This window comes from Bradyrhizobium oligotrophicum S58 (genome assembly GCF_000344805.1).
Lineage (GTDB): Bacteria > Pseudomonadota > Alphaproteobacteria > Rhizobiales > Xanthobacteraceae > Bradyrhizobium > Bradyrhizobium oligotrophicum.
This window is the reverse complement of sequence record NC_020453.1, coordinates 1,966,664-1,979,596: the sequence shown is the minus strand read 5'-3', so window position 1 is coordinate 1,979,596 and position 12,933 is coordinate 1,966,664. Positions and strand designations below refer to the sequence as shown.

12 protein-coding genes are annotated in these 12,933 nt (G+C 64.8%); 6 read left to right on the top strand and 6 right to left on the bottom strand.

What is annotated here, in order from left to right:
- Window positions 1-932: 932 nt before the first annotated feature.
- Both S58_RS08455 and S58_RS37365 read left to right on the top strand, forming a co-directional pair.
- Entirely contained in the window at window positions 933-1,769 is an 837-nt protein-coding gene (locus S58_RS08455; RefSeq protein ID WP_015664861.1) for a sulfite exporter TauE/SafE family protein, read from the top strand.
- Window positions 1,770-2,049: 280 nt separating this feature from the next.
- The gene (locus S58_RS37365) at window positions 2,050-2,778 is read left to right on the top strand and encodes a hypothetical protein (protein WP_015664860.1); all 729 of its coding nucleotides are present in this window, start codon (window positions 2,050-2,052) and stop codon (window positions 2,776-2,778) included.
- A 135-nt stretch (window positions 2,779-2,913) separates the two neighbouring features.
- On the opposite strand, the gene S58_RS08450 is transcribed toward S58_RS37365, so the two are convergent.
- The 6 genes from S58_RS08450 to S58_RS08425 all read right to left on the bottom strand — a co-directional run bounded on the left by S58_RS08450 (window position 2,914) and on the right by S58_RS08425 (window position 10,739).
- Entirely contained in the window at window positions 2,914-5,079 is a 2,166-nt protein-coding gene (locus S58_RS08450) for a phospholipase D-like domain-containing protein (protein ID WP_015664859.1), read from the bottom strand.
- A 657-nt stretch (window positions 5,080-5,736) separates the two neighbouring features.
- Complete coding sequence (gene hydA, locus S58_RS08445) at window positions 5,737-7,140, bottom strand: dihydropyrimidinase (RefSeq protein ID WP_015664858.1); 1,404 nt, start codon at window positions 7,138-7,140, stop codon at window positions 5,737-5,739.
- A gap of 19 nt (window positions 7,141-7,159) precedes the next feature.
- Complete coding sequence (locus S58_RS08440; RefSeq protein WP_015664857.1) at window positions 7,160-7,888, bottom strand: maleate cis-trans isomerase family protein; 729 nt, start codon at window positions 7,886-7,888, stop codon at window positions 7,160-7,162.
- Window positions 7,889-8,126: 238 nt separating this feature from the next.
- The gene (locus S58_RS08435) at window positions 8,127-8,918 is read right to left on the bottom strand and encodes an ABC transporter ATP-binding protein (protein ID WP_015664856.1); all 792 of its coding nucleotides are present in this window, start codon (window positions 8,916-8,918) and stop codon (window positions 8,127-8,129) included.
- A 2-nt stretch (window positions 8,919-8,920) separates the two neighbouring features.
- The gene (locus S58_RS08430; protein WP_015664855.1) at window positions 8,921-9,730 is read right to left on the bottom strand and encodes an ABC transporter permease; all 810 of its coding nucleotides are present in this window, start codon (window positions 9,728-9,730) and stop codon (window positions 8,921-8,923) included.
- A 1-nt stretch (window position 9,731) separates the two neighbouring features.
- Window positions 9,732-10,739: an ABC transporter substrate-binding protein gene (locus S58_RS08425; RefSeq protein WP_042339007.1), complete on the bottom strand. Its 1,008-nt coding sequence runs from the start codon at window positions 10,737-10,739 to the stop codon at window positions 9,732-9,734.
- Window positions 10,740-10,931: 192 nt separating this feature from the next.
- On the opposite strand from S58_RS08425, the gene S58_RS08420 reads away from it, so the two are divergent.
- From S58_RS08420 to S58_RS36255, 4 genes are all read left to right on the top strand, one after another.
- On the top strand, window positions 10,932-11,702 hold the full coding sequence (locus S58_RS08420; protein WP_042339005.1) for a GntR family transcriptional regulator: 771 nt from the start codon (window positions 10,932-10,934) through the stop codon (window positions 11,700-11,702).
- 69 nt (window positions 11,703-11,771) lie between these two features.
- Entirely contained in the window at window positions 11,772-12,176 is a 405-nt protein-coding gene (locus tag S58_RS08415) for a DUF350 domain-containing protein (protein WP_042339002.1), read from the top strand.
- A gap of 2 nt (window positions 12,177-12,178) precedes the next feature.
- Window positions 12,179-12,598 (top strand): hypothetical protein, encoded by a 420-nt coding sequence (locus S58_RS08410; RefSeq protein ID WP_015664851.1) that lies wholly within the window; start codon window positions 12,179-12,181, stop codon window positions 12,596-12,598.
- A gap of 117 nt (window positions 12,599-12,715) precedes the next feature.
- Window positions 12,716-12,931: a hypothetical protein gene (locus S58_RS36255; RefSeq protein WP_083938538.1), complete on the top strand. Its 216-nt coding sequence runs from the start codon at window positions 12,716-12,718 to the stop codon at window positions 12,929-12,931.
- Window positions 12,932-12,933 lie beyond the last annotated feature (2 nt).

Below are 12,933 nucleotides of genomic sequence, written 5' to 3'. Positions count from 1 at the left end.
TGGGGATGTGGGTGTTGTTGAAGCAAGGGAGACGAGCACGAGCTCTTGCATCTCGAACGCTGGCCCCTCGGGTTGCGCCGGGTCGCCCGATTCTGCAGTCGATCATGGTCGTAACGCACGACGCGCTGCTCCATACTCCGTCATTGCGAGGAGCGAAGCGACGAAGCAATCCAGGGCCGCGCGTGACGCCCTGGATTGCTTCGCTGCGCTCGCAATGACGCCTGCAGAGACGTCCAACTCAAGAAGCTCGCACGACATCTGCGGATACGCTTTCTGCGAATATGTGGATACACTTTCGCGATCTCGCGGCGCCCTGCGCCCGAGCTATAAGCCATTCTCACCGCCCTCTCCTAACTGAGGGCGCAGGGAAGGCCGGGCGCTGGCCGCGCCCGTGGCCCGCCTGCGAAAAAAATGCAGGCGGCAGGAACCACAGGTCTGGCCGAAACACCCGGCCCTCCCTGCGCGATGGCTTTACGATTTATACGCGATCTCCCTGGGGACCGGGCTGTCTTGCCCCCATCACCCGCAGGCTGCGTCATCCGCCACGCCCGCAGGCTTGACCTCAGCATCGGGAGGCCAGGACCACGCGACTTCACCGTGCGCCAGGGATCGTTCGTCGGTACGGCAAAGCCATGCTGCGACCCACAGCGCCCATCGCATCCCGCACCCGACGTCCGTGACGACCGCGAAGCGTCCCCTCGTTGGGGCCGGACAACGCGGAGTAGAGCATAATTTCTGGGAAAGCGAAAGAGAAATTTTGCGAGAACAAACATGACGGCGCGCGATGAGCCGGATGCCTTGACGCGCCTCGCTTCTGCTGCTTGCTGGGCGCCTGCCACGCGGCAGCAGGGGCGGCGCCTTGCATCGGCTTGTTCGGTAGATCTTCACACGAGCGAGCGGCACACCCGCCACTCGAAGGATGAGCCTCGCCGATGACCAGCTCCACGCCACAGCATCCGTCCCCCACCGCAACCGACACGCCACCCAGGACGGGCAATCCACTCCCGGCCTTCGCCGGCGGCGCGGTGATCGGCGCCCTTGGTGGGCTGATCGGGTTGGGCGGCGCCGAATTCCGGCTGCCACTGCTGATCGGCCCATTCCGCTTCAAGGCGCTGCAGGCGGTCATCCTGAACAAGGCGATGAGCCTGATCGTCGTCGCCACTGCGCTGCCGTTTCGCGCCGCGACGGTACCGTTCGGCACCATCGCGTCCCATTGGCCCGTCATCGTCAACCTGCTGGCCGGCAGCCTAGCGGGCGCCTGGCTCGGTGCCGGCTGGGCGACGCGCCTGAGCTCGCGCAATCTCTATCGTGTGCTGGCGGTGCTGCTCGTCCTGATCGCCGGCGCGTTGCTGTTCGGGCACGGATCGGCTGACCACGCGGCCTTGCTGGCCGGCCCCGCTCAGATCGTCGCCGGCGTGGTCGTGGGCTTCGGCATCGGCATCGTCGCGGCGCTGATGGGCGTGGCCGGTGGCGAACTGCTGATTCCGACGCTGGTGCTGCTGTTCGGCGCCGACATCAAGCTCGCCGGCAGCCTGTCGCTCGCGGTCAGCCTGCCGACGATGATCGTCGGCTTCACCCGCTACAGCCAGTCCAGCGCCTTCTCCGTCGTCGCCGACAACAAGACGTTCGTGCTGGTGATGGCGCTCGGCTCGATCCTCGGCACCTTCATCGGCGGCCGTCTGCTCGGCATCGTCCCCGATCAGGTGCTGCTGCCGATCCTTGCCGTGATCCTGCTGGTGTCATCAGTGAAGGTGTGGCGGCACGAGTGAGGCGCGGCGGCCGTAACGGCTCGTGGCGAAAGGCTCTTTCTGCATGATTGACCGCAGACGATCGCTTCGATCAGGGCGATGAAGATCGGTGCTCGTGTGCACCATTTGGCGGTGTCCAGCTGTCACTGGTTTCGTGACCGTGCTAGTTGAATATAGCGTCACCGTGACTCAGGTCTATCGTCGACGGACTTTATAGTTGGTACGACCGGGGAATATGCCGATCCGCCGCAGAGTGACCGATCCACGGACAGAACCACGAACCGAATGTTGGAGGCTACGCATGCGCGTCCTACCGAGCGAGGTTGTGCTAGCTATTGAACTTCTCATCGGAGCAAAACCCACCGATATCGACGATAGAAGACTTAAGCACCACTACCTACCAGAAGTTAAGACCATTCTCACGCTGCTCAATGATGTTCCAAGCGAACTGATGGAGTTGCCATTTCAGAGCTATTTAGAGCTATCTCGCTGCCGAGCCGTGCTCGCTGCAACGGTCGCACGTTGGGAAATAGGCGACACAATCGTCGTCCGCGACGTGGGCAGCAGGGACGCAATGGAGCGCATACGCCAGCTGATGTTGCAATGCCGGGACACCATTCCTCCACCTGAGCCCGAACTGCCGTTCATCACCGACCCTGACCGGCGTGCAGGCATCGAAGAAAAAGCTCGGGCTGCTTGGATAGACTTTGGTGCGCAAGAATGGTTGGGGGCAACGACATTTGCTGGCTCTGCGTTGGAGTCATTACTGCTTTGGGCTGTGGAGAAGGCTGGCTCTAAAACAAAGAAGGCTCCCAACGACATGGTTCTTTCTGAGCTCGTTGACGCTGCTGCAGGAGCCGGACTTCTAACCTCTAGCGGAGAAAAGCTTGCGCACATGGCAAGAGATGCACGCAACCTCATTCACCCTGGGCGAGTAGCGAAGCTTGGAGTAAGCTGCACCAAGGCCTCTGCACTGACCGCAATGGCCGCACTTTATACTGTCGCAGAAGAACTATCGAATCAGTTTTGAACTGAGAGCGGCCTCCCACAACATGGCCTGCGTGAGCGGGCGCGACATGCCGACCTAGCAAATCCGGATGCCGCTTCGCTCACCCGGACCTATGTTCCTAGGTGTAGACCATCCTGTCAGCGAGACGAACCTTGCTCATCGCCGCTTCTTCGCAGCACTCTTCTTTGACCTCGATTTCTTGGCGGCTTTCGCTGCGGTCTTCTTCGCAGGGCGCTTCGCCGTCTTCTTGGTCTTTGCCTTCTTCGCAGCGGCGGTCTTCTTCTGCGCCGTCTTCGAAGCCTTCTTGGCAACCTTCTTCTTGGTGGTCTTCTTTCTGCCGGCGGTGGTCTTGGCTGCGGCGGCAGCTTTCTTCGGGGCCTTCTTGGCCGGCTTGGTCGACGGCTTGGTAGGCTTGGTCTTCGCAGCCGGCTTCTTGGCCGGCGTGGTGGTGCCGGTAGCTTCGGTGGGCTTCACCGGCTTCTTCGGCGCCGTACCCGCCCCTGCCCCTGCCGCAGCGCCACCCGCCGCCGACATCCAGAACCGCAGCTCCGGCGACTTCTCCTGGTCCCCCTTGATGTAGCGGTCCTGCCAGGTGTCGTCTGATTGCAGCGGCTTGCCGAAGATGTCGGGGTGCTGCTTCAGCAGGAAGCGCCAGGCGTAGTGGTCGTAGAGGTCGAGGACGTGGCAGGCATAGGCCTCGGCGAGACCGCGGTGGCCGCGGATGATCAGCATGTTCTCGTCGTTGTTGTGCGAGGCACGGAAGCCGAGATTGTGCGAGCCGGTGACGACGACGCAATCGTCGCTGAACGGATCGATCACCACGATCTTGTTGTGGATGATGGCGAAGCCGTATTTGGCGAGCTCGGTCTCCCATTTGCCGAACGCGTCCTTGGCGCCCACCGCGCCGGCGGGCACGCCGCGGAAATCGATGCTGCCCTTGGCGCCCTGCTTCTTGGGCGTGCCGGCCTCGCCGACGACCTTCACCTGCGGCGTGGCGTCGGCGTCCGCCCCCTCCTCCGCCGGTCCTTCGGAATGGCCGCCGGCATGCAGCGCCGCCGAGAAGTTGGTGGCCCGCACTGGGCTCGTCAGCGCGCCGCGCACGAACAGGTCGGGCTTGTCCTTGAGCAGCTTTCCGGCGACGTCGAGGATCGAATTGTTGCCGGGATCGAAGGCCAGAAATAGCACGGCGTGCTTGGCGCCCTGCATCAGTTCGAACACGCGGCCCATATCATTGGGCGTCTTCGGAGTCTTGCCGAGCTTGCCCGGCGTGTTGGGCGAGAACATCGGCTCGATGGTGACGCCATTCCCGAGATCGATCGGCTTTGTGATCGAGCTGGCGTTGTTGGCATGCGCGAAGTCGCGCAAGGTCTTCGACTGCAGCTGCTTCTTGTCGCCATCGGCGGCGTCGACGTCGGCCTTCAGCGCATTCCAATAGCCGAGATAGCGCTGCGCCAGCTCCGGGCTCTCCACCACCAGCGCGTTGTTGGTCTGCGTGCACAGGCCGGTCGAGGTCCAGTTGGTCGAGCCGGACAGCACGGCCACAGGCTTGCCGTTCTCGGTGAGCACCATGAACTTGTTGTGCGGGATGTCGCCCTTGCCGAGGATGCGGTCGGTCACGGCGACGCCGGCCGCCTTCAGCGCGGCGCGGTTCTTGGCATCGGCATCGTCGCCGTCGGGACCCTGCTCGTTGCCGAGGATCACGATGCGGCTGTTCGGATTGTGCTGCAGCTGCTTTTCCAGCCCGTTGGGATCGTTGAGTTCGTAAAGCGCGGCATGGATGGTGCCGCCGCCATCATCGGCGCGCTTCAGCAGCGAGGTCAGCCCGTCCTGCAGCTGGCCCATCAGGCGGATGCGGATCGGATCGTCCGGATCGAGGATGTGCGGCGCCAGCGCCGGCACGCTGGGATGATCGTTCAGAGCATGCGTCAGCGCCTGCGTCGCGGTGATGCCGCGGTTGAAATAGACGTGGAACGGCGGCCGCTCCGGCGTCAGCGTGACCTCGTTGCTCTCCAGCGGCGCGACGCCGGCAAGCGGCGTCAAGGTCTGGCCGGGCGTGCCGCCCATCGGCACGATGCGATATTTATAGGTGCCGCCGCGCTTCGCCTTGAGGTCCTTCCACCAGAATTTCTGCACCGGGGCCTGGTCGGTGTTGAGATCGTCGGCGGTCTGGCCGGCAAACCGCGCCAGCGCAGGCAGGATGGTGTCGGTGTTGCCATTGGCGTCGATGCGGTGAATGGCGAAGCCGAGGCAGCCATCCAGGCGGCGATCGAAGGTCCAGGCGACGACGGCAATATCGTTGTTGGAAAATGCGAGCGCGGGCATGGCGGCAATCTCCTGTCTGTATGCGATAAAGAATATGTCGCGGAGTTGTAACAACGGTTCGACACATCCGGAACAGGAAAGGGGATGGAGGGGGTAGCGGCGGGGCGATGGTGCAGTGCAACAGGGCGGGGCTGCCCACTGTCAGATGAAGGGCAGAGAGTGATGACTCAAGTCCTGGCCGCAACGACGGTGCACTCCCTCTCCCCGTTCTTACGGGGCCGCGACGAGCTTCGCTCGCGCTGAAAGGGTCGGGGTGAGGGGCAGCCGCGGGAAGTGTACGTGGTGAGACCTGTACCCCCTCACCCGGATTGCATCTGGCGATGCAATCCGACCTCTCCCCGCCCTAGCGAAGCTTCGCTTCGCCCTGGCGGGGCGAGGTACACCGAGCGAGCCGCGCAACGCTCGCACCTCAATGGCGCAGCGCTCCCTCTCCCGTTCTTCACAACGCCGCAACGAGCCTTGCTCTTCGAGTTAAGGCGGACAAGAGCAGGAGAGGCTGCGTACCGCCGCTGCAGCGGGAGCTAAGGATCAACCGATAGCGACTCTTGCCGCGATCTATCCCCGCGTCATTGCGAGCGCAGCGAAGCAATCCAGGGTCCCGTCCACGACTCTGGATCGCGTCGCTGCGCTCGCGATGACGGGTGGAGAGAGCGTGGCTTATGCCACGGCGCCCGGCTTGCCGCGGGTGACGTAGCGGCCGTCGCCTTTGGCGCCGAGCAGTTGGCCGTCACGCACCACGAACTTCCCGCGCAGCATGGTGGCGACCGGCCAGCCGGTGATCTCGATGCCTTCATAGGGCGTGTAGTCCGAGCCGTGGTGCAGGCCGGCCTGGCTGATCCTGGCGGTCTTGTTCGGATCCCACAGCGCGATGTCGGCGTCGTAGCCGATCGCGATCGAGCCCTTGTTCTTCAAGCCGTAGGTCTTGGCGTGGTTGGTCGCGGTGAAGGCGACGAACTGGTTCAGCGTGATGCGGCCCTTGCCGACGCCTTCGGAGAACAGGATCGGCAGCCGCGTCTCGACGCCGGGGATGCCGTTCGGCACCCAGCGGAAGCTGGTGCGGCCCTTCGGCGTCAGCTTGCCGGCCTCGTCGTCATAGCGGAACGGGCAGTGGTCCGACGAGAACAGCGAGAACACGCCCTGTTGCAGCCCCTCCCAGCACGCCTCCTGGCTCGCGTGATCACGCGGCGGCGGCGAGCAGACATATTTGGCGCCTTCCATGTTGAGCCCCTGCATGTCGTCTTCCGTCAGCACCAGATATTGCGGGCAGGTCTCGCCATGGATCTTCAGGCCCCGCATCTGCGCCCGTCTGATCTCCTCCATCGCCTCGCGGTTGGAGACGTGGACGATCACGATCGGCACGTCGATCAGCTCGGCCAGCGAGATCGCGCGATGCGTGGCCTCGCGCTCGACGGCAATCGGCCGCGACTGGCCGTGATAATACGGCGCGATCTTGCCGGCGCGCTCCAGCCGGTCGGTGAGGAAGCGGATGGCGTCGTAATTCTCGGCGTGGATCTGCACCAGGGCGCCCTGCTCGCGTGCGACCTGCAGCACGCCGAGGATCTCGTAATCGCTGAGCGCGAGCCCCTCATAGGTCATGAAGATCTTCAGCGACGAATAGCCGTCGGCGACCAGCGCCGGCAGCTCCTGCCCGAGCACCGAGTCGGAGGGATCGGCGATGATGAGGTGGAAGGAGTGGTCGATATAGCAGGCCCGGTCGGCGAGCGCGTGATAATCCTTCAGCGCCGCGCGCAGCGGCTGGCCCTTCTCCTGCAGGCAATACGGCATCACGAAAGTGTTGCCGCCGAACGCCGCGGCCCGCGTGGCGCTCTCGAAATCGTCGGCCATGACGATGCCGGGGCCGGAGGGCTGGCTGATATGGACGTGGCTGTCGATGCCGCCCGGCAGCACCAGCAGGCCCGTGGCGTCGACGATCTCGTCGGCGTCGGTGAGGGCCTCGCCGATCCCCACGATGCGGCCCTGCTTGATGGCGACGTCGGCTTTGAACGTATCGCTCGCGGTAGCGACGGTGCCGTTGTGGATGACGGTGTCGAATGCAGCCATGTGATGCGGTCTCCCAATCTCAAGCGAACTTATGAAACAGCGAGCCCCACTCGCTGACGCCGCTGATATCGACCCCTGCCAGTTTCAACGATTTCCATACCACGGTGGCGATGGTGTCGAGAATCGGAATGCCGGTCTCGAGCTCCAGGCGCGCGACCAGCGGCGCGGCCCGCATGTTGGTGCACACCACCGCGATCGCATCCGGCTTCTCGCGCGCGACCTCGCGGATCATGGTCTCGATCGCGGCCGGCGTGACCTCGGCGAAGGAAAAATTGTCCTGCAAATTGAGGTGCCGGTCGCCGCGGCAGGCGATGCCGAGCGTCTCGTAGTTGGCGATGATCTTCGCCTGGACGTCGTCGCGATAGGGCGTGACGAGGCCGAGCGTCGTGGCCTTCGACGTCGCCAGGACCTCGTTCAGCGCCAGCATCGAGGTGGTCGCGGGGATGCCGGTGGCCGCGGTGATCTGCTCGCATAGCTTCACGTCGGTCTCGAATCCGAGCCAGCCTGAGGAGGTGCCGTTCCAGCCGATGACGTCGACCTTGGCATGCGCCAGCAGCTCCGCGGCGCGCAGGATATTCGAGGTATCGAACTGCGCGAGCGCGTCCGTGGAGAGCGCGATCTCGGTGACCTTGAACCGCGAGAAATGCGCGGAGACGTTCTGCAGGTCCGAGACCATCGCCGAGGTGATCGGCTCCAGCGCCGTGTTCGACGACGGCGTCAGCATGCCGAGGCGGGTGCGTTTGGTCATTGGTGAACGGCCTCGTTCGAACGCAGATGGCGATCGGGAAAGCCTCCCCCGCTTGCGGGGGAGGCCGGATCGCGTCGCAGATGCGATCCGGGTGGGGGAAGTCTCTCCGCACGGGCAGCGCGTCGTGCGGCGCCCCCACCCCAACGCTCCCCCGCAAGCGGGAGAGGGGGCGCACTATTGAGGTGGCGAGAGCTCGGATCCGATGTGCAGAGGTCGACAAGGAGCGACGGGACCAGCATCATACCCGCTCTTCCTGTCCGGCCTGCTGGAATGACGCCCGCTCGCCGCGCAGCAGCGCGAGAATATGCCGCTTCAGCGCGTTGAACTGTGGGCTGGTGATATCCCGCGGCCGCGGCAGATCGATCGGGATGATCTCGACGATGCGCCCCGGCCGCGCGCTCATGACGGCGACATGCGTGCCCAAGGTCAGCGCCTCGTCGATCCCGTGGGTGACGAACGCGATCGTGCCCTGGTGCTGCTGCCAGATTCGTACCAGCTCGGTCTGCATGTCCATGCGGGTCTGCTCGTCCAGCGCGCCGAACGGCTCGTCCATCAGGATCACTTGCGGATTCATCAGCAGCGCCCGGGCGATGCCGACGCGCTGGTTCATGCCGCCGGACAGCTCCGAAGGATAATGGTTCTCGAATCCGGTGAGGCCGACCATGTCGATATAGGTCTGCGCCCGGGCGCGGCGCTCGGCCTTCTGGCCGCCGGCAAGCAGCAGATGAAAGGCGACGTTCTCCCACACCGGCAGCCACGGCATCAGATTGGCGTGCTGGAACACGACGCCGCGATCGGCGCCGGGCGCGGTGATCCTCTCACCATCGACCGTGATGCTGCCCACGCTCGGCTGCTCGAAGCCGGCGATCATGTTGAGCAAGGTCGACTTGCCGCAGCCGGAGGGGCCGAGCAGGCAGACGAACTCGTTGCGCGCGATGCCGAGGCTGATATCGGCGAGCGCTGTCACGTCGGCGTTGCGCTTCTTGTCGGTGAAGATTTTTGAGACGTGCGAAATTTCGATCGTCGCCATGTCTACTCTCCGCCGCGCAAAGTGGTGTTGCGCTGCCAGTGCAGCACGCGCGCCATCACGAAGCGGATGGCGAGGTCGCTGCAGAAGCCGAGCAGGCCGATGCTCGCCATCGCCGCCAGCACCAGATCGTAGCGCAGGAAGTAGTAGCTGTCCCACAGCACGTAGCCGAGGCCACTCTTGACCGCAACCATCTCCGCCGTCACCGTCAGCATCCAGGCCGAGCCGATGCCGATGCGCAGTCCGGCAAAGATGCTCGGCATCGCCGCCGGCACGACGATGTAGCGCAAGAGCTTGCGCTCGCTGCCGCCGACCATCGCGCCGGCGCGGATGAGATTGCGGTCGCAGGTCTTCACGCCATGGATGGTGTTGAGCAGGATCGGGAAGAACGCGCCGAGGAACACCAGGAAGATCGCCGGCTTGTTGGCGATGCCGAACCAGATGATGGCGAGCGGGATCCACGACACCGGCGGGATCGGCCTGATCATCTGCAACGTCGGCTCGATCACGACCTCGATCTTGCGCGACCAGCCGATGGCGACGCCGATGGAGACGCCGAGCAGCGTGGCGATGGCAAAGCCCGCCGCGACCCGCGACAGGCTCGCCAGCATGTCGGCCAGCCAATGGCCGCTATAGGTCTGGGTGTTGCCGTCGGTGCCGACCAGCCAGTCCGCCCACGCCCAGACCACGGTCGATGGCGCCGGCAGCAGCGCCGCCGGCAGCGCGCCGGAGCGTGAGAATGCTTCCCAGCCGGCGAGCACGAGCACCGGCACGATATAGCGGTCGAGCTTGCGCAGCTGGGCGAGCGCCATCATCTCAGTAGCCGAGCTCGGTCTTCGGCTTGCCGGTGGCGGCTTCCAGGAAGCGGTAGTCGAGGTTCTTCTCGACCGCGGCTGACACGTCCGAGTTGATGTATTTCAGGTCGCGCATCATGGTGGCGATGGCGAGCGCCGAGGCGCGATACATCTTCGGATCGGGATCGAGGTTCTCGACGGCGCCGGTCGCGATCGCCTTGTCGAGGCCAGTGACCTTGGAGATGACCTCGATCAGCGCGGGCTTGTCGGCGGCAATGTGCGCGTCGACCTTGACGACGGCGCGGACCACGCCCTCCAGCGCCTTCGGATTCGACGCGATGACGTCGGAGCGGGTCAGGATCAGGTTGGTGAGCTTGCCGGCCGCCTGGTCATAGGGGAAGCCGAAGAACTTCGCCGCCTTGGCCTGCATGATCTGGGTCGCGAACGGCTCCACCGTGCAGATCAGCTCGACCTCGCCGCGGCGCAGCGCCTGCAGATGATCCGACGGGTTCGGGATGTTGATGAACTGCACGTCCTTGTTGATGTCGATGCCCTGCTTGGCGAAGGCGCCGCGCATGTGGATGTCCTGCGCATTGCCGCGCGAGGCGGCGACGCGGAACGGCTTGCCGTCGGCCTTGTACTTCGCGATCAGCGCCTTCAGCGCGCCCCAATCGCCCGGCGCGATCTCGAGATCGTTGCCGAGCAGGATCGCCGAGCCGCCATTGACCTGGCCGGAGATGGCGACGACGTCGAAGCCTTTGTCGAGCGCGATGGCGTAATGCAGATAGGTGACCTGGGCGACGTCGATGTTCTTCGAGACCAGCGCGGTCAGCGCGTCGGTGCCGGTGTTGAATCCCACCGCGTCGATGGTGACGCCTTCCGCAAACTGCGGCGTCAGCGACATCGGCGTGCAATGCGCGCATTTGGCGTAGCCGAGTTTGATCTTCGGCGCGTCCTCGGCAAGGCTGAGCGTGGGCAACGCCAGCGCGAGCAGGGCAAGAATGGGGAGCACGAAACGTTTCACATCCATCTCCAGGGCAGGTCGATCCATGGGCTCAGCCGTATCATCAGCAAGCCACATGCCAATTGGATGCGATATGCAATATTGATTTTAGCAAGTAAAATCAGTATGTAATGATACAAATATATTGGATGATTTGCCTGATCCGCGGGCGCTCCGCCCGAATTTCAGGCATCTCGCAGCGGAGCCGCCGCAGCGCGCATGACCACAACCGCACCACGACCCCGATTGAAGACGCGCTTCAAGCCGGCGCGGCTGAAGCTGTCATCCGACCAGTCCACGCGACCGCTGGCGCGGCTGTCGCTGCACGATCAGCTCGTCGCCAGGGTGCGCGAGATGATCATCGACGGCGAACTCGCCGCCGGCGCTGCCCTGCCCGAGCGCATGTTGTGCGAGACCTTCGGCGTGTCGCGCACGCCGCTGCGCGAGGCGTTCAAGATCCTGGCGGCCGAGGGGCTGATCGAGCTGCGGCCGCACCGCACGCCTGTCGTAACGCCGATCGACGCAAGCGAGATCGCGGAGATCTTCGACGTGATGGTCGCGCTCGATGCCGCCGCCGGCCGAGCCGCGGCCGCGCGTGCAACGGCTGACGACATTGCAAGGCTCGACGCCCTGCATGCCGAACTGGTGGCGCTGCATCACGCGGCCGAGCGCGCCGCCTATTTCCGGCTCAACCAGCAGATCCACGCGGAGATCACCAGGCTCGCCGGCAACAGCGTGCTGTTCAACATGTGGAGCACCCTGCATGCGAGCGTGTTTCGCGCCCGTGCGGTCGCCAATTACGACGCGCGCCGCTGGGACGAGTCGCTCGGGGAGCACGAAGCGTTCATGGCTCTGCTGCGAGCCCGCGACGCCGCCGGCTTCGCGCAGGCGCTCAGCGACCATACCCGCAAGACCGGTGACTCCGTGCTGCAGATGCTGGACCAGGCCAAGCTCGATCACACTGAGCTCGATCAGAGCCGGGACGCATAGACTTCGTTCACGTCGAACCGGGCATGCTGGCGCCGCGACAGATGAAGGCTCCACGTGTCAGGCCCCAACATGATCCTGCAATCGCTCGCCGGCCTGCCGGCCTTTCTGGTGTATTTCTGTACCGCCTTGTTCGCGGTGACGGCGTACCTGTTCATCTATACCCGCGTCACGCCGTACAATGAATTCCAGCTGATCCGGGACAATCACCCCTCGGCCGCCATTGCGCTGGGCCTCAGCCTGCTCGGCTTCACGCTGCCGCTGGTCAGCGCCATCGCCCATTCGGCCAACGTGCTGGACTGCCTGATCTGGGCGCTGGTGGCGCTGATCGTCCAGGTGATCGTCTATTATCTCGTGCGCATCCCGGTGCCGGACCTCGCCCAGCGCATCGTCGCCGGCGAGTTGGCCTCCGCAATCTGGCTCGGGCTCGCCTCACTCTCCGCCGGCGCGCTCAACGCCGCCTCGATGATCATCTGACCATGGCCGAGCACCGCCCCGAATTCGGCAAGCGCAGGCCGATGCCGCCACCTCCGGCGACCCCGCCGGTGAAGCGCTCCGGCCATGTCGCGCTGTTGCTGATGGGCACGCTCGCCGTCGGCGGCAGCGCCTATGCGCTGATGCCGCGCCAGCAGAGCTGCCCGCAGCCGGGCACCGACGTGCCGGGGGTGGCCGCCCAGCCGCAGACGACCGACTGCACGACGCGTCGGTCGGGCGGCAGTGGTAGCAGCGGCAGCGGCGGCGCCGGCCGCTGGGGATTTTCGAGCAGCGACTCCGAGACGAGCCGCGCGTCCTCCACGCATGTCGCCGACGCCTCCTCGGCCCAAGTCTCGTCCACCCACGTCTCGCGCGGCGGCTTCGGCGGCTTCGCGCACGCATTCGGCTTCGGACGCGGCGGCTGATTTCCGTCCCGTCGTCGCCGCGAAAACACCGCCTTTGTGAGGTTTGTTGGATTCGGATCTTTGACACAGACTGAAAATCATAAAAAACTGGCCTGCCGACTGATCGGGGTTGAGCCGATGAAACGTTCGCGCCGCGTGGTGCTGACGATGATGGGGACTGCGGCGATCGCCACCGTCTCCATGGGTTTCTCACGCAAGCGATCGTGCGGTCCTGGGCTCGAACCCGTGCCCGGACCACGCGGCCGACTGCATTGCCGCGCCGTCCATGGCGGCTTCGGCCATGCTGTGCACCGCTTTCACGGGCGCGGCATGCATGGCCATGCCGGCGGCTAGCG